Consider the following 19120-nt stretch of genomic DNA (forward strand, 5'->3'; position numbering starts at 1 on the left):
CACTGCGAACACTGAGTTGCCAGCCGATAGTGCGCAGTCCCTCGATCAGACTGACAATCAACAGCGAATGACCACCGAGTTCAAAGAAATGGTCATGGCGACTGACTTGTTTCAATCCCAATAATTTTTGCCAGATTTGAGCCAGAGCAGTTTCTGCTTCCCCTATCGGGGATTCATGGCTGCGCATCACAATAGCAGACGAATCAGGGTCAGGAAGCGCTTGATGATCGAGTTTTCCATTCGGAGTTAAAGGGAATGACTCAAGCGTTACAAAAGCACTGGGTAGCATGTATTCAGCGAGGTGCTGAGCAAGTTGCTGGCGCAGTTCGACCGGCACCAGTTCAACACCCGCCTGAGGCAACAGATAGGCAATCAGGCGCTTCTGGTTTTTTCCATCTTCTTTGCGGGCTAAAACGACAGCTTCACGTACACCTTGGCATTGTCTGAGCCGGTTTTCAATTTCACCCAGTTCAATACGGAAACCACGGAGCTTGATTTGGAAATCATTGCGGCCAAGATATTCGATATTGCCATCAGGCAACCAGCGTCCCAGATCGCCCGTTTTGTACATCCTTGCGTCTGGATTTGAAGAGAACGGATCGATGAGGAAACGTTCGGCAGTCAGTTCAGGGCGATTCAGATAGCCACGGGCAACGCCGGCACCAGCAATATAGATCTCACCAATGACACCAAGCGGAACCGGTTGGGCGTTGGCATCAAGGATATAGATTTGAGTATTGGATATCGGGCGACCAATCGGTGGTGGATTATTTTCTTCTGAACGATCATATGGATAACGGTTATTCAAATAACCGTTGTTCAAGTAACTGTTACATAAGTAAAGCGTGGCGCAGACAGTAATTTCTGTCGGCCCATATGCATTGATCATCTGCCGTCCCTGTGACCAGCGTTTGACTAAGCTCGACGGACAGGCTTCACCCCCCACAAGTAAGGTTTGCAATGTATCAGGCAGGGAATCCATTGCTGCCAAAGCTGTTGGTGACAACAGAACATGGCTGATGGCATGGTCTGCTAAGTAACTGGATAGTACCGCACCGGGCAGGAGATCGGCACGCTTGGCCAGATAGAGGCGCGCTCCCGCCACAAGAGCCATACAACATTCCCAGATACAGGCATCAAAACTATTCGAGGCGAATTGCAGGAAACGGCTATCCGGGGTGAGTGCCAGCGTATTTTGCTGAGTGGTGATCAGATTGCACAGGCCACGGTGTTCGACCATAACCCCTTTCGGTTGGCCGGTTGACCCCGAAGTATAAATGACATAAGCCAGATGGTGTGGTGTCAGCTCCAGAGCCTGAATATCTGGATTATCCGTTGGCTGAGTTGCCAGAAATGCTTCTTGGTTATCAAATGCATTATCAAGTAGAACCGTTGGCAAGGTACTGGAAAGTTTATCGATCCACTCAGTTTGAGTTAGCAAAGCGATCGGTGCCGCATCCTCCAGCATATATACCAGCCGTTCAGTCGGATATACGGGATCGAGTGGTACATAAGCACCACCGGCCTTGAGGATGGCAAGTAAGCCGACCACCATCTCCAGATTGCGTTCGACACAGATCGCAACCCGATCATCCGGGCGTACTCCCAGCGCAATCAGATAATGAGCCAGGCGATTGGCTCGGCGGTTTAGCTCACCGTAGCTCAGGGTATGACCTTCGTAAACTACAGCGGTAGCATCAGGACGCTGTTCTGCCTGCGCTTCAAAAAGCTGGTGGATCAAGGCATTCTGCGGGAAATCTGCCTGAGTGGCGTTGAAATGCACCAGCAGTTGTTGCCGTTCTGATTCCGGCAGCATTGGCAGAGTGGCAATCAGTTGCGTTTCATCAGCCGTCATGGCTGTCAGCACATTTGCTAAATAACCGGCCATGCGTTCAGCGGTTGCGGCATCGAACAGATCAGCAGCATAGGCCAAATCACCGACCATACCCGCCTCGGTTTCGGTCAGCGACAACGTTAAATCAAAGTGAGCGCTGGGGTGTGTCTGTTCAACAGGTATGCACTGTATATCGGGTAACGCCAGTGCCTGAATGGGTGTGTTGTTTAAGGCCAACATCACTTGGAAGATTGGACTGTAGCTTAGGTTGCGTTCAGGCTGTAGTACTTCAACAACCTGTTCAAAGGGCAGATCCTGATGCGCATAGGCGGCGAGCGCTCGTTCCCTAATTTGTTTGAGCAGGTCAGCAACATTGGTGGAATTATTCAGTGTAACGCGCAAGGCCAGTGTATTGACGAAGAAACCGATTAATCCCTCAAGTTCATGATGCGGGCGATTGGCAACCGGCGTACCGATGACAACATCATCCTGACCACTGAGTCGGGCAAGTACGATACCCCATGCGCTCAGCACAGTCATAAACAAGGTAGTGTTATGGCGTTGTCCGAGTTTTTTAAGGGATGCCAATAAACCCGCGTTAAAGTGAACAGGCACCCGACCCCCGACAAAGGTTTGTGTCACCGGACGCGGCCGGTCAGTCGGGAGTGTCAGTAAGGCCGGAGCACCTTCAAGCTGAGTGCTCCAAAAATCACGTTGTTCAGTAAGGGCAGCTTCTTGCAGCCATTCACGTTGCCAGACAGCGTAATCGGCGTATTGAATGGGCAACGGTGGCAAAGGAGCGTCTTGACCGTCGAGAATAGCGCGGTAAAGGACGCTCAGTTCGTGCATCAGTACACCGATGGACCAGCCGTCAGAGATAATGTGATGTTGGGTGAGCAACAATACATGTTCATCGTCTGCCAGTTGCAGCACATGACCACGGATCAGTGGGCCTTGAGTAAAATCAAAAGGCGTCTGTGCTTCGGATGCGGCAAGTTCAGTAACGTGGGCAGAGTGTGTTTCCGGCGCTGACGGGCGTAAATTTTGGTAAGACAGAGTCAGGCCAGTATCAGCAGAATCGATGCATTGGTAAGGTTGGCCTGCCGTCAGAACAAAGCGGGTACGCAAGATTTCATGTCGGGCGATTAAATGGTTGAGTGCGCTGGTCAGGGCATGGCGATCGAGTTGGCCTACAAGGCGCAATGCCACCGGAATGTGATAAGCCAGATTGGCAGCCTGATCGATCTGACCAAGGAACCATAGCCGTTGTTGAGCGAAAGATAAAGGCAATGGCTGGCTTCGATCTGTAACAGGAATCATCATCTGAGCCGCTGTCGAAGTGCCGGTGAGCGCTTGAGCCAAATTCATCAGAACGGGCTGGTCAAAGAGTTGCTGTAGTGACAAATCCCGTGTCAAATCTTGACGTATATGTGCGACAAGTTGGACAGCAAGCAGTGAATGACCACCCAATTCAAAGAAGTGATCGTGGCGACTGACCTGTTCCAGTCCCAGTAATTTTTGCCAAATCCGGGCCAATGCGATTTCTATCTCACCTATCGGCGCTTCATAGCCGCGAGCCACCATTGCCGACGAATCAGGAGCAGGAAGTGCCTGACGGTCAAGTTTACCGTTAGGTGTCAATGGAAAGGCATCGAGTGTTATGAAAGCACTGGGCAACATGTACTCGGCAAGGTTCCGGGCAAGTTGTTGGCGCAGTTCAGCCGGAGCCAATTCAGCACCTGTCTGAGGCAGCAGATAGGCAATCAGGCGTTTTTGATTTGTTTCATCTTCGCGAACTAAAACGATAGCTTCGCGCACACCGTGACATTGTGTGAGTTTTGCTTCGATTTCGCCCAGCTCAATCCGGAAACCACGCAATTTAACCTGAAAATCATTACGGCCGAGATATTCGATACTGCCATCGGGCAGCCAACGACCGAGATCGCCGGTTTTGTACATGCGGGCTTCTGGATCTTGTGAGAACGGATCAGCGAGGAAACGTTCGGCAGTCAATTCAGGGCGATTGAGATAACCACGGGCAACGCCGGCACCGGCAATATAAATTTCGCCTGCCACACCGGTAGGAACAGGCTGACCATGTGGATCGAGAATATAAATCTGGGTATTGGCAATCGGGTATCCGATAGGAATGGAACGGGCAACATCAACAGGGGATGTGATCGCATATGTTGCGGCAAACGTTGTGGTTTCCGTCGGGCCATATCCGTTAATCAGATGTGCTGGCCGGGATTCAGCCAGTTGCACCTGCTGTATCTTTTTCGGATCAAGTGCATCACCACCAATAAGTAAATATCGCAATTGACCAAGCAACGGTTTGAGCGCATCAAGGTATTCGTTGAATAGGCCAACTGTTAACCAAAGGGCGGTGACTTGTCCTGTGATCAGTGCATTGCAGAAATGTTCTGGATTAAGCAGTACTGATTGTGCAACCACATGCAGGCGAGCACCATTGAGTAAGGCAGACCAGATTTCCCACGTCGATGCGTCAAAAGCAATATTGGCACAATGGGCAACGCAGTCATTCGGGCTAATATCAGCAAAACCATTATTAACGATGAGGCGAAGGACATTGTGGTGCTCGACCATCACGCCTTTAGGTTGCCCGGTAGAACCAGAGGTATAGATCACATAGGCCAGATTTCTTGATGTCAGGCCCAGTCCCTGTATATCTGGGTTGTGAGTTGGTTGTGCCGCCAGCAACGGTTCCTGAACATCAATTAATACTGTAGTTATATGGTCAGTAGTTATATGGCCGATAGTTATATGGCTGCCCAGTTTGTCAGCCTGTGCCATTTGAGTTAGCAAAGCCACAGGCTTCGAATCCTCAAGCATATACATCAACCGTTCTGCCGGATAAGTGGGATCAAGCGGCACATAAGCGCCCCCTGCCTTGAGGATGGCAAGCAGACCTACGATCAGCTCCGGACTGCGTTCGATACATATTGCCACCCGATCATCCGGACGCACGCCCAGCGTAATCAAATGATGGGCTAAACGATTGGCGCGGCGGTTAAGTTCTCCGTAGCTTAGTGACTGACCTTCAAATACTGACTGGTTTTCAAATACCGACTGGTTTTGAAATACTGATTGGTTTTCAAATACTATGGCAGTGGCATCGGGGTGCTGTTCTACTTGCGCTTCGAACAGTTGATGAATCAATGCATTCTGTGGGAAATCCGCCTGAGTGGCATTAAAACCCAGCAATAATTGTTGTCGTTCTGTGGCTGGCAGAATAGATATATCTTGAATCAACCGTTTTGGATCGTGAGCCAGAGCATCAACCAGACCACTGATGGCAGTTGCCAGATAGGTGGTTATGCGTGCCGGATCAAGGCTTGTTACAGTCTGAGCGGTTAGACGAAAACCGATTCCCATATCATCTATTGATAAGGTAATCGGATAGTTAGTCCGTTCCTCAATGGCGAGGATACGCATATCTATCTGTGGTATTTCAATCACATTGGCTTCGTCACTTTCATTGATTTGACTGTGACGATAATTGAGCAGGGTACTGAACAGCGGTACTGACGACGGTACACCACTGCAACGTTGTGCCAGTGCCAATGGTGCCTGCTCGTGTTCCAGTAGAGCCGTTAAATTGTGATAGGTAGCCTGTACCACGTCCTGCACACTGTGGTTGGCTAAGGAAACTCGCACCGGCAGGGTATTGATAAACATCCCCAATGTTTGGGAAACGCCTGCACCTCCCAATAGGCGGCCCAGTAGTACGGAGCCGAAAACTACATTTCCGTGATCGCTGGTTTTGACGCGATCAATGGTTTGTGCAAGTACTTGCGCCCAAGCAACGTGGAAAAGTACCCCCGGACTGACTCCCAGACGGCGGGCTTGCGTACGGATAGTTTCCGCCAAAGCAAGGTCGAGTGAGAGATGGGTTTCAACGACAGGATCATTATCACCCTGCATTGAGAGTACCCCGAACGGTGCTGTCGGTGTATCGATATCAGCCAGTTGAGTACGGAAATATGCTTCGTGCACATCGGTCGGTACGCTCAACGTCTGGGCAATAAAGTTGCGATAAGGCAATGTTGCGGGCAATGCATCAAAATGTCCCTGTTGTATTTGGGCAATTTCGGCAAAAATCAGCTCCAGTGTCATATGGTCACTGACCAGATGGTGGAAACGCAGGGACAGCAACCATTCGTCTTTTGCCGGATCGTGAGCGATGTCAGCAGCGAACAGTGGCGCCCGGCGCAAATCGAGGCGGTGCCGACGCGGATTTGTGTGTTCCTGTAGCTGAGATGGGACATCATCCGCTGTGTCAGGCTCGAAAACGTTGATATACAGCGGAGCCTGACGCCAGACCACCTGTACTGGCTGTACTAATCCCTGCCAACAGACGACAGTGCGCAAAATATCGTGGCGAATGATGACTTGCTGGAGTGCGGACAGGAAAGAATCAAGGCGCTCGCGGGTTTTGAACGCAAGCAGGCTCTGTAGCAGATAAGTATCACCTTGAGCCTGTCGCAAATGATGGAACAGGATGCCTTCCTGTAGTGGTGCCAATGGATAAATATCCTGCACATTGCCTGCTCCACCGGGAGTCGCCGCGACGATGACATCAATCTCGGCCTGAGACAGTGAGATTAGCGGCAGCATATCAGGTGTAATCGCTGTACAGTCTGTAGGAATGCGGTTAGGCGGCACGATAAAGGTGTCGATATCCCCTTTAATTGTCTGCGCCATTTCAGTCAGGACAGGCGCAGAGAATACACTGCGGACATCAAGCTGCCATCCGAGGCTGTATAGTCGTTCAATCAGGCTGACAATCATCAGTGAATGACCACCCAGTTCAAAGAAATGGTCATGGCGGCCGACTTTTTCCAATCCCAGTAAATCCTGCCAGATGTGTGCCAGAGCAGTTTCCGCCTCTCCGCGTGGGGCTTCATAACCACGGGTTATTATAGAGAATGCATCAGGAGTGGGGAGCGCTTGACGATCAAGCTTACCGTTGGAAGTCAGCGGGAAAGTGTCAAGTATCACAAAGGCACTGGGCAGCATATATTCAGCGAGATGTTGGGCAAGTTGCTGACGCAGTTCAGCCGGAATGAGCTCAATGCCGTTTTGGGGCCGCAGATAGGCAACTAGTCGTTTCTGCCCTGGTTCATCTTCACGGGCAATAACCAACGCTTCTTGCACCCCGTGACATTGCATCAATTGGGTTTCTATTTCACCAAGCTCAATACGGAAGCCGCGTATTTTGACCTGAAAATCATTGCGACCGAGGTATTCAATATTGCCACCAGACAGCCAGCGGCCAAGGTCGCCCGTTTTGTACATGCGGGCATTTGGTTTTGAGGAAAATGGATTGGTGAGAAAACGTTCCCTCGTCAGTTCAGGGCGATTCAGATAACCACGGGCAACACCCGCACCAGCAATATATATTTCTCCAACAACACCCAATGGTACAGGTTGACCCAATGAGTCCAGAATATAAATCTGGGTATTGGCGATCGGACGGCCGATATGGCTATCAAACCCTGTTGTCCGGCTCATCTGAGTCCAGGTTGAATAAGTCGTCGTCTCAGAAGGCCCATACAGATTGCACACATTCTCTACGGCAGAGTGAGCAAATAACTGTTCAACAATATGTGATTTCAGTGCTTCACCGGCTAAATTGACAGTTCGGACGCTCATGGGTACAGCGTTGGCTTCAAGCAGGTGGGCAATGGCTGATGGTACGGTGTTAATCAGGCTGACCGGTTTTGTGTTGGCTGGGTTTGTATTGATCAGTGACAGCACATCAGAAACAAGGTGAACCGTACCTCCAGAGATCAGAGGGGCAAAACATTCGTACACGGCTAAATCAAAATTCAGTGAAGTAGCAAATAGAGTATTTGCCAATTGATCAGCACTGAAAGTTCGTTGCGCCCAGGTTAGAAAATTCACTGTATTGCGGTGAGCAATCGCCACACCTTTGGGCAGGCCGGTAGAACCAGAGGTATAGATCACGTAAGCCAGATGATTTGATGTCAGCCCCAGCCCCAGCGCCAGAGCATCCGGATTGTGAGCCGGCAGTTCTGCCTTGAATGGTTCTTGGGCGTCGAGTATTACTGTGGGAACAGAGCTGGTCAGCTTGTCGACCAATGTTGTCTGAGTCAGCATCACTACCGGCGCTGAATCTTCAAGCATATATATCAGCCGCTCGGTTGGGTAAGCCGGATCGAACGGTACATAAGCCCCGCCTGCCTTAAGGATACCGAGTAGACCCACCACCATGTCCAGACTGCGTTCAACACAGATTGCTATCCGATCATCGGGACGGACACCCAATTCAATCAGGTGATGAGCCAGACGATTGGCACGAAGGTTTAATTCATCATAACTGAGCCTCTGGTCTCCACACACTACCGCTACGGCAGTGGGATTGTGTCTCGCCTGTTCTTCAAACAGTTGGTGGATCAGGGTATCTTGTGGGAAGTCTGCTTGGGTAGCGTTGAAATCTACCAGCAATTGTTGTCGCTCTGAAGCTGATAACATCGGCAAACTTGCAATAGTTTGTGTTGCGTCGGCAGCCATTGCTGCCAGTACCCGCTGCAAATAGCCGACCATACGTTCAACAGTTGCAGCGTCGAATAAATCGGAGGCATATTCCAGCCCACCGACTAAACCTGCATCGGTTTCCGTCAACAACAGCATTAAATCGAAGTGAGCACTATGAGTTGCCAGTTCAATTCGGGAAATCTGCAAATCGGATGATGCTTTGTCCTGAACTGGAGTGTTGTCCAAGGCCAGCATCACTTGAAAAATGGGGCTATGGCTTAAGCTGCGTTCAGGCTGTAATGCCTCCACCACCTGTTCGAAGGGCAGATCCTGATGGGCATAGGCGGCGAGTGCCCGTTCCCGAACTTGAGCAAGCAGATCCGCCACACTGAGATCATCATTTAGCCTGACACGCAAGGCCAGCGTATTGACGAAGAAACCAATCAGTCCCTCAAGTTCACTATTCGGGCGATTGGCGACCGGCGTGCCGATGACGATATCATCCTGACCGCTCAGGCGGGCGAGGACGATACTCCATGCACTCAGCACGGTCATGAATAAGGTGCTGTTATGGCGTTGTCCCAGCGCCTTAAGTGCTGTCAGTACAGCGGCATCAAGATGGAAAGGAACTTGACTGCCGACATAAGTCTGTATCGCCGGGCGTGGACGGTCAGTCGGAAGCGATAATAAAGCGGGGATATTTTCAAGTTGGGCACACCAGAAATCCCGTTGTGCAGTAAAAATTTCACCCTGCAACCACTCACGCTGCCAGATGGCGTAATCAGCGTATTGAATAGTTAGAGGTTGCAAAAAATCGTCATGATTGTTGAGGATCGCTTGATAGAGAATGTTCAGTTCTCGCACCAGTACACCAATAGACCAGCCGTCAGTGATAATGTGATGGAGGGTGAGCAGCAACACATGCTCGCTGTCTGCCAATTGCAGCAGTTGACCCCGGATCAGCGGGCCCTGCACAAAATCAAAAGGCGTTTGCGCCTCAAGATTGGCGAGCGCAGTCATACGGTCAGAGTGCAAAGCCGGCTCAAGCTGGCGCCAATCGTGGCCGGACAGGGCAAAACCAATGTCGGCCGGGTCGATATGCTGGCAGGGGTGGCCTTCAACCAGCACAAAGCGCGTACGCAGGCTTTCGTGGCGGGCAACCAGACGGTCAAGCGCCGTGGTCAGCGCGTGGGGGTTAAGCTGGCCGGTCAGACGCAAGGCTACCGGAAGATGGTAGGCCTGGCTGGCGGCCGGGTCGAGCTGGCCGAGGAACCACAAACGCTGTTGGGCAAAGGAGAGCGGCAACGGCTGGCGGCGGTCTGCCGTGGGAATCACCGCCTGCGGGGTGGGCGCTGCGTCAGCCAGCGCCAGAGCCAGCGTCATCAGGACCGGCTGGGCGAAGAGCGCCTGTAACGGTAACTCCCGCGCCAGCGTCCGGCGTATCCGGGCGCCGAGCTGGACGGCCAGCAGGGAATGCCCGCCCAGTTCAAAGAAGTGGTCATGGCGGCCCACCCGCTCCAGCCCCAGCAAGTCCTGCCAGATTTGCGCCAGCGCGGTTTCCATTTCGCCTGTCGGCGCGGCATAGCTGCGGGTGACCACGGCAGACGCCTCCGGTGCCGGCAGGGCTGGGCGGTCCAGTTTGCCATTGGGGGTCAGCGGGAAGGTTTCCAGTGTCACAAAGGCACTGGGCAGCATATAGTCGGCCAGATGTCGGGCAAGTTGCTGGCGCAAGGCGGCCGGCACCAGTTCAGCGCCCGCCAGGGGCCGCAGGTAAGCCACCAGCCGCTTTGCCCCCGGCTCGTCTTCGCGGGCAATCACCACCACTTCGCGCACGCCGTGACACCGCATCAGTTGTGCCTCGATTTCCCCCAGCTCAATGCGGAAGCCGCGTAATTTAACCTGAAAATCATTGCGGCCGAGGTATTCGATATTGCCGTCGGGCCGCCAGCGGCCGAGGTCACCGGTTTTGTACATGCGGGCTTCCGGCCTGGCGGAGAACGGGTCAGCCAGGAACCGCTCGGCAGTCAGTGCCGGCCGGTTCAGGTAGCCACGGGCCACGCCGGCCCCGGCAATGTAAATTTCCCCCGTGACCCCCAGCGGCACGGGCTGGCGGTATGGGTCAAGGATATAAATTTGGCTGTTGGCTATCGGGCGGCCGATGGGGGGCAGGGTTGGCCAGTGTGTAATGTCTTTGTCCAATGGGTATGCAGTGACGACATGGCTTTCCGTCGGGCCGTAGTGATTGTGTAACCGGCAATTGCCGGCACGTTGCAGGAAACGCTGGATAGCTGGGGTAATGCGCAGTTGCTCACCGGCGGTAACAATGTGGGCCAGACAGGAGAAATCCCCCTCACAGTGAACCGCGGCCTCAGCAAGGTGCTGGAGGGCAATGTAGGGCAGGAAAATCCGGTTAACCTGTTTTTGCTCAATCAGCCGCAGGGCCTGTTGCGGCTCCCGCCGCAGGGCTTCATGCATCAAGACCAGACAGCCGCCTTCACTCAGGGTGGTGAAGATTTCCTGAAAGGCGACATCGAACCCCAGTGCGGCAAATTGCAGGGTTCTGCCGGTGCCGGCGGGCAGGGAAGGGGCTGGTTGTGAATGTGAAGGCGTATGGCTGTGCCATTGCAGCAAGTTCGACAAGGCCGCCAGCGGCATCTCCACGCCTTTGGGCAAGCCGGTCGAGCCGGAGGTGTAAATCACATAGGCCAGATGATGCGGTGTCAGCCCCAGCGCCGGCGTGTCGGGATTGTGAACCGGGTGGGCAGCCAGCGCGGGGTCTGGCACATCCAGCAGTACGGTCAGGTAGCCGGCTTCGGCAGGGGGGACGGTGGTGTTCAGCATGTCGGCGAAGGCGGACTGGGTGAGCAAGGCCACCGGTGCCGCATCCTTGAGCATATAGGCCAGCCGCTCGGTCGGGTAGGCCGGGTCGAGCGGGACATAAGCGCCGCCGGCCTTGAGGATAGCCAGCAGGCCCACCACCATCTCCAGGCTGCGTTCCACACAGATTGCCACCCGTTCATCCGGCCGCACGCCCAGCGTAATCAGATGATGGGCCAGCTGGTTGGCGCGGCGGTTGAGTTCACCATAGCTGAGGGTTTGCTCATCAAAGATGACTGCCGGTGCCGCGGGCTGGCGGGCTGCCTGCGCTTCAAACCGGGGGTGGATGAAGGCCGCGGGCGGGCCCTCCAGCCGGGTGGCATTGAAATCCACCAGCAATTGCTGCTGCTCTGCCAGTGGCAATATCGATAAACTTTGCACCTGTTTCTCAGGAGAAGTGAGAGCGTCTTCGATCAACACCATGAGACGAGACTGGAGTGCGATGACTTCATCACGGCTCAGGTAATCAGGGGAGAAATTAAACTCAAGTGTGATAGGTTTATGGACATCTTCACTGTTGGCGAAAGCGTATTTATGGAAGGAAATGCTAAGAGGGAACGGAGTACCACGCTGTATTCTTGAGTATTTGAGTGTAGCGTTTGGTATCTCAGCGTTTACTTCGACCCACTCAAATGACAGTAGGATATCGAATAGTTGAGCATGTCCGGTTTTCTGTTGGATTTGTACAAGCCGGTTAATTTCTGCTATTGGCAAGCGCTGACGTTTATAGCAACGGCGCAGTTCTGTTGCGGCTTTGTTCATAACATCAAGGAAAGTATCATGAGGCGATACAGTGATACCGACTGGAATGACTGACGAAAACATCCCCACCGTGCGTTTTTGTTTGATGTTTTTACGGTTGTGTACGGGAATGCCAATGACAATTTCTTCAGAACTATTTGTATGTGAGAAATTTGTATGTGAGAAATTTGTATGTGAGAAATGAGTAGTACGTGAGAAATAACAGGCCAGAATGGCATACATGAAGTGCAGGACAGATAATCCATGATCAGCTACAGTATCTTCCATCCGCTGAAAAAGCGCTTTATCCAATTGCCAGATTAAAGGTTCGATGTGTTCGTTATCTGCGGTTTTATCTGAAAGTTTTGATGCTTGTATTGATGGTTGCAGTAACGCAGGAGGTAAATTTTTGTAACGTTCCAACCAGAATTGCTGGTCTTGTATATGGCGTTGAGAGTTCAGGTAGGCATGATCTTCGTTAACAAAGTCGAGATAAGAGGGCGCTGTTTCTGTGAACTCTTCACCTCGGCTTAACAGGCTATAAATATTGGCTATCTCTTCAGGAATGAGTCCCAAAGTGATCGCATCCCCAATTAGGTGATGACAGCAGAATTGCCAGTACCAACGATGCTCATTTACCCGTAATATTTCAAATCGCCACAGTTCACTATTCAAATCAAATGGACGCATGAAAGCGGCTCGGATGTGCTGCCAGGTTTGTTCTTCGGAATCAACATGGCCTGAGAAATCATGGATTGTCACGGATACAGGCAAGGTGTCTGTGAGTTCTTGCAGTGGTAATTCCTGAGTATTAATGAGCCGTAAACGCAATGCATCATGACGATAAACAACGGTCTCAAAAGCGCGTACTAACAGCGCTTCATCCAACTCCCCCTCAACGAGAATCACTGAACCAAGATTGTAGCAGGTGCTATTGGGACGGAGGAACTGATCGAGCCAGACGACTTGCTGGGTAGAACTGAATGAGAATTTGCAAGAGGGAGAAGATGCAGAAGAATTCTCTAATGAAAGTTGCTCCTCGTTGTTAATACGGTTCCATGACATAGGCATTGCTTAACTCCTGCTTGTGAGGCTAATGAACTAGGCTAATGAATTAAATATGATTTATGTGACACTGCTGCGCACTGAATATATTGAATGACTAACTCTTTCATAAATAGATACTTTATTTTTTTAATTCCTATTATAAAAGGACTTTAATTCATCTATTTTTGATATGTATTATTAAAAATACTGATGGGTATATTGTGATGAATAGCGTTTAGATATCCTTTTGAAATACATTCAGGGCTTGATTCCTGTACGCTACAGTGCTGTGAACAGACTATTTGAAAACTATGATTTAACCGTTATTACTCGGTTTTTTTGAGTACTGGTGAATGAGGGGAACGATATCGTTGTGTTATAGCTTTCAATTTATTTATTGAGGATATTAGAAAAATCACCGCCGGTATTTTGGTGGTGATTATATTTTGATGGTGATTATATTTTAATGGTTATTATGTTCAGGCCGAAATTAACAATTCAAATGATTATAACAATTCAAATGCTTGCTTAATAACCGTGTCGGAATAAGGTTGCTGACCGTTTTCCATTTGAATAATAGCCTTAATCAGCCGGCTCATTGTGGTTGTATTTTCCACATCCACTACGGCGCTGCTGGCCATGCCAACCGATTTACATACATAAGCAATGTAATTCTCGGTATTATTTTCATTTGGTGGTGCCCAGCGGGAAATAAACTGGTGAATAGTGTTATCCCCATATTTGCGTTCATAATTACGCAGAATTTTCAGCATCGCCCGTATGCCATATTCCGGTGCCACAAACTGACAAAATGATTTGTCTGTCTGGGTATCACGCAAGCCTTGCCATTTATCACCGTGGCGAATATTGCCCGGGTTGTGGTTACGAATCCCTCTTGTCATTATTTATCTCCTAAACGTTTATTGATGGCACGGAGAGCAAACTCTCGTATTTTTTCTACTCCAATAAAGCCAACAGCACCGCCGAGTGCGGGTGAAACACTGCTTGGAATGCCGAATAGTTCCAGTCCACTGGAGAACCCCCACGACAGCGCCCCGCACAGTAGCGGTTCGACCCAGCGATTTTTCCGCTCCACACCGTCATAAATAAGCCTGCCATAACAAATCATGATGGCTAAAATAGAGCCAGAAATTTGTGGCCAGGCATTTTTCAGGCCATTTAATAAATCGGCCCATAAATCAGGATGTTCTTTCATTGTTAGTTCCATAATTGAATGATGGGCGTCATGGAAGCAAAGTTTTCAACTAGTTCAATTTTGAAGACATAAGGCTGAACAACCTTCAAATCAGCTTAATCGGGGTTAGCTTCCAGCACTTACTTAATGACGTCCCGTACTTTTCCATATTAACGTCAGTAAAGAAAATCTTCATTGTTATGCTATTGTGCTCTGGCTCTTACTAAATTAACGGTTAAATCAACGTCATTCAGGTGATCTTTATGGTTAAAAATAGGAGGTGTTGAATTTGCTAAAATTAGGCTGAGGTCTGGGGATGTGAAGGATATGAATAGGGTATAATGGAGGAAATAATAATTTGAGAAATATATTTTATGTTAATTTCAATATAGCAATTTAAACTCGTCTGGTTTAATTAAATTAATATATTTCTTAAATGTTCAATAAATGAGTCGCAACCCCCCAATTTACTACTTCAATATTCTTGTCTTTGATATCAATAACTGAATAGCTACAATTCAGATGAGCATATTTCTTTGTTTCCTCGTGTAAATGACCGCCTTTTAATTGCCAAATCAAAGATTGTAGTGCAAAGCCGTGGGTAACCAAACAAAGCATTTTATCGTGACTTTTTATTGAGCAACTGCTTGTTGATAAATCGTTTGTTGCTAAAAACTGTAAATAAGAAAGCATTCGCTGGGCAACATCATTGGCAGATTCGCCTTCAGGGGCTGCTATCATTGGTTCTCCAGCTAAAAGGTCTGGGGTAATTGTTGGGGAAGGTTCCATTGGGTTTCGGCATGCCGTATGACGATAATGCGCATTTGTATTTTCCGTGGATTACATAAAAAACAGATAGAATAAAAATAATTTAATCAAAAAAGTAATCATATTCAGTTGTTAAAATAACAATACTTAACATTTTTTCCTTTTATTTCAATATGTATGGTATTCGTTCTATGCAGAGTCGCCGGTTTTCTCCGATTTGTTTAGATTGCACAAATATAAATAGACACTATATTGATCAGAGTTATTTTAAGTTTAAAAATTATATTTTAACAAATAGTTAATTAATGCGATTATTTTATAGTGTCTGACATTCCATGGCCATTGCCAAGTAATTCTAAATTTATCCTGTCAGTTCAAGTAGAGATAGTGTAAGGAATAATGTCATGAAAGTATTGATAGCAAAAAATGAAGTAGGTACGCGATATCATAGTCACTATGCTGACAAGGCAATACATAGGTTGTCAGATAAGTTAATCGAGAAAGACGTTGATGTTGTTATTGCTGATTCTTTTGAGGATAGCTATACAATAATTTCAGCCAATGAGCCGTTCGATTGTGTCATGATCAGCTGTGCACTTATGGATGATGATTTATATCTTCATATACAGAAGCTATTGAATAAATTATTTGAGCGACAGGAAAATGTACCGGTCTTTTTGTTAAGTGATCGAGAAAAAACGGTATTTTTGCTAAAGCATGAATTACTTGAAAAATTAACTGAATTTGCCTGGATATTGGAAGATTCAGCAAACTTTATCGCTGGTCGTGCTATTGCGGCCATGCAGCGTTATCGTCAACAATTATACCCTCCTTTAATGTCAGCGTTGATGAAATACAGCAAAACCTATGAATACTCTTGGGCTGCACCTGGGCACCAAGGAGGCGTAGGATTTAATAAAACTCCTGTTGGTCGTTTTTATCATGACTATTATGGGGAAAATCTCTTTCGTACCGATATGGGAATTGAACGATCCTCATTGGGTTCATTGTTAGATCATTCCGGTGCATTTGGTGAAAGTGAAAGATACGCCGCCAGAGTATTTGGTGCAGACCATTCTTATTCTGTCGTGGTAGGAACGTCAGGTTCTAATCGCACGATTATGCAGGCTTGCATGACCGAAGATGATGTGGTCATCATTGACCGGAATTGCCATAAATCCATTGAGCAGGGGTTGATTCTGACAGGCGCTAAACCTGTTTATATGCTGCCGAGCCGTAATCGCTATGGCATTATCGGGCCTATCTATCCACAAGAAATGCAAACCAAAACACTACAGAAAAAACTGAAACAAAATCCAATAACCCAAGGCATGGTCGATCAAAAACTGGTCTATAGCGTAGTGACAAACTGTACTTATGATGGCGTCTGTTATAACGCCAAACGTGTACAGGAATTATTGGATAAAAGCGTTGATAGAATACATTTTGATGAGGCATGGTATGGCTATGCACGGTTTAATCCGATTTATCATGATCATTATGCAATGCGGGGAGAACCGAAAAACCACTCAGGGCCGACAGTCTTTGCTACCCATTCATCCCACAAATTGTTAAACGCTCTATCCCAAGCTTCTTTCATCCATGTGCGGGATGGACGCAATCCAGTGGATTTTTCAAGATTTAACCAAGCCTACATGATGCATGCGACAACATCGCCTTTGTACGCAATTTGCGCCTCAAATGATATTGCGGTTTCCATGATGGATGGTAATAGCGGCTATTCTCTTACTCAGGAAGTCATTGAAGAAGCTGTTGATTTTCGTCAGGCATTAGCGCGTTTGCATCGCGATTTCAACAAGGAAGGAAGCTGGTTTTTTAAATCCTGGAATCAGGAAAAAATAACAGATCCTGCTACTGGCAAGAAAATTGCCTTTGAAGATGCCCCAAGAGAATTACTGACGAAAGAGCAAAGTTGCTGGGTAATGCGTGCGGGAGACAGTTGGCATGGATTTGAAGATTTGCCTGATGACTGGAGTATGCTTGATCCGATTAAAGTCAGCATCCTGACACCGGGCATGGGCGATAATGGAAAATTGAAAAAACAAGGTGTACCGGCTGCATTGGTAACCGCATGGTTAGGCCAGCACGGTATCGTGCCTACCCGTACTACAGATTTCCAAATTATGTTCCTGTTTTCAATGGGGATCACCAAAGGAAAATGGGGAACATTGCTCAACACTTTACTGTCTTTCAAACATCACTATGATGCCAATACGCTTTTGAGCCATGTTTTGCCAGATCTGGTGGAACAACATCCAGAAGTATACAACCATTTAGGATTGAAAGAGTTGGGCGATAAAATGTTCGATTATTTACGTCAGAACAATCCGGGAGAAAAGTTGAATCATGCATACGCTGGCTTACCCAAGATGGAAATGACTCCGCGAGCCGCTTACCAAGCCATCGTGACCAATAATGTGGAAATGGTGGCGCTGGACAATCTGCCTCATCGCATTGCTGCGAATGCTATCATCCCGTATCCACCCGGAATTCCAATGCTGCTTTCAGGCGAAAATTTTGGCGATAAAACCAGTCCCCAGATTGGCTATTTGCACGCATTACAAAAATGGGATCATGAATTCCCGGGTTTTGAGCATGAAACAGAAGGCACTGAAATTATCAACGGTATTTATCATGTTATGTGCATAAAAAAATAAAAACGGGAAGATAAAATTATGTCTACAGTTTCAGAGGTGACAATTTCAGAGGCGAAAAAAGTTGGGTTAATTCCGGTTATTCTGATGGTTGCGGGTAACATCATGGGGTCAGGCGTTTTTCTTCTGCCTGCCAGCTTGGCTGCAACAGGAGGCATCGCCATTTTTGGATGGCTGGTGACTATCATTGGTGCCGTGGGGTTATCGATCGTCTATGCCAAGATATCCTCACTGGATGACAGCCCGGGTGGTTCTTACGCCTATGCACGACGGGCCTTTGGCCCTTTTTTGGGCTATCAGACTAACATTCTGTATTGGTTGGCGTGTTGGATTGGTAACATCGCAATGGTTGTAATTGGTGTCGGCTATCTGAGTTATTTTTTCCCCATCTTGAAAGATCCCATTGTCTTAACCATCACTTGTACCGTAATACTGTGGATATTCGTTATTTTAAATATTATCGGGCCACACGTTATTACCAAAGTGCAGGCAGTAGCGACAACGCTGGCATTGATTCCGATTGTGGCAACTGCGGTATTTGGTTGGTTCTGGTTCAGTGGCAAAACCTATATGGATGCATGGAACGTCAGTGGATTGAATACCTTTGGCGCAATCCAGAGCATTTTAAACGTAACATTATGGTCTTTTATTGGTGTTGAAAGTGCTTCCGTTGCTGCTGGCGTGGTTAAAAACCCTAAGCGTAACGTGCCGATTGCGACTATTGGTGGAGTGCTTATTGCTGCTGTTTGTTATGTTTTATCCAGTAGCGTGATTATGGGCATGATCCCCAACGCGGCATTGAAAATCTCATCTTCACCTTTTGGCGATGCTGCCAGACTGGCATTGGGAGATACCGCAGGAGCAGTAGTTGCTTTTTGTGCAGCGGCAGGTTGTTTAGGGTCCTTGGGGGGTTGGACATTACTCGCAGGGCAAACAGCCAAAGCTGCGGCAGATGATGGGCTGTTTCCTTCCATCTTTGCCAAAGTGGACAAAGCGGGAACACCTGTAGCTGGCTTGCTGATTCTGGGTGTTTTAATGACGATTTTCCAGCTCAGCAGTGTTTCCCCAAATGCAGCGAAAGAGTTTGGGCTGGTTTCTTCCGTTTCGGTTATTTTTACCCTGATCCCTTACTTATATACCTGTGCAGCTTTGCTGCTGATTGGTCATGGTCATCTCGGACAAGAGAAAAGGCAATATATTGTCATTACGTTTATTGCCTTTGTTTATTGCATCTGGGCAGTTCTGGGAACAGGGGCAAAGGAAGTGGTATGGACATTGGTTGTGATGATGGTAATAACGGTTATGTATACCTTTAATTACAATGCAAAACATCCTGTACCTTTTCCATTGGATAATAAAAAAGATTAACTTCAATTTCGTTCGGGTGTCACATACTTTGGTTGTAACTTTGGTGCTGAAATATCAGCACCTTTTTTTATGTTTATCCAGCAAGTCTACTTT

At 48.4% G+C, this 19120-nt stretch carries 5 protein-coding genes and 2 pseudogenes; 2 read left to right on the plus strand and 5 right to left on the minus strand.

Annotated elements, in window-relative coordinates; translation table 11 throughout:
* Window positions 1-13: 13 nt before the first annotated feature.
* The 5 genes and pseudogenes from Xvie_RS26610 to Xvie_RS09820 form a co-directional block, all read right to left on the minus strand.
* Window positions 14-5014 (minus strand): annotated as a pseudogene (locus Xvie_RS26610) (amino acid adenylation domain-containing protein); the annotation flags it as partial.
* Window positions 5003-13045 (minus strand): annotated as a pseudogene (locus Xvie_RS26615) (amino acid adenylation domain-containing protein); the annotation flags it as partial. The pseudogenes Xvie_RS26610 and Xvie_RS26615, both read right to left, overlap by 12 nt.
* Before the next feature lie 482 nt (window positions 13046-13527).
* Window positions 13528-13923: a structural protein gene (locus tag Xvie_RS09810; protein ID WP_086109150.1), complete on the minus strand. Its 396-nt coding sequence runs from the start codon at window positions 13921-13923 to the stop codon at window positions 13528-13530.
* On the minus strand, window positions 13923-14237 hold the full coding sequence (locus Xvie_RS09815; RefSeq protein ID WP_086109151.1) for a phage holin, lambda family: 315 nt from the start codon (window positions 14235-14237) through the stop codon (window positions 13923-13925). The genes Xvie_RS09810 and Xvie_RS09815 overlap by 1 nt, the downstream gene beginning before the upstream one ends.
* A 411-nt stretch (window positions 14238-14648) precedes the next feature.
* Complete coding sequence (locus Xvie_RS09820) at window positions 14649-15005, minus strand: histidine phosphatase family protein (protein ID WP_086109152.1); 357 nt, start codon at window positions 15003-15005, stop codon at window positions 14649-14651.
* Between the two features lie 383 nt (window positions 15006-15388).
* Between Xvie_RS09820 and adiA the strand changes: the two genes are divergently transcribed.
* Both adiA and adiC read left to right on the plus strand, forming a co-directional pair.
* Entirely contained in the window at window positions 15389-17662 is a 2274-nt protein-coding gene (adiA, locus tag Xvie_RS09825; RefSeq protein ID WP_086109153.1) for an arginine decarboxylase, read from the plus strand.
* Window positions 17663-17680: 18 nt separating this feature from the next.
* The gene (gene adiC, locus Xvie_RS09830) at window positions 17681-19027 is read left to right on the plus strand and encodes an arginine/agmatine antiporter (protein ID WP_086109154.1); all 1347 of its coding nucleotides are present in this window, start codon (window positions 17681-17683) and stop codon (window positions 19025-19027) included.
* Window positions 19028-19120 lie beyond the last annotated feature (93 nt).

Origin of the sequence: Xenorhabdus vietnamensis, assembly GCF_002127535.1 — a bacterium.
Lineage (GTDB): Bacteria > Pseudomonadota > Gammaproteobacteria > Enterobacterales > Enterobacteriaceae > Xenorhabdus > Xenorhabdus vietnamensis.

Excerpts from the sequence above, each read along its gene's own strand:
- adiA (WP_086109153.1), top strand. The coding sequence starts at position 15,389 with ATGAAAGTATTGATAGCAAAAAATGAAGTAGGTACGCGATATCATAGT.
- Xvie_RS09820 (WP_086109152.1), bottom strand. The coding sequence starts at position 15,005 with ATGGAACCTTCCCCAACAATTACCCCAGACCTTTTAGCTGGAGAACCA.
- adiC (WP_086109154.1), top strand. The coding sequence starts at position 17,681 with ATGTCTACAGTTTCAGAGGTGACAATTTCAGAGGCGAAAAAAGTTGGG.
- Xvie_RS09810 (WP_086109150.1), bottom strand. The coding sequence starts at position 13,923 with ATGACAAGAGGGATTCGTAACCACAACCCGGGCAATATTCGCCACGGT.
- Xvie_RS09815 (WP_086109151.1), bottom strand. The coding sequence starts at position 14,237 with ATGAAAGAACATCCTGATTTATGGGCCGATTTATTAAATGGCCTGAAA.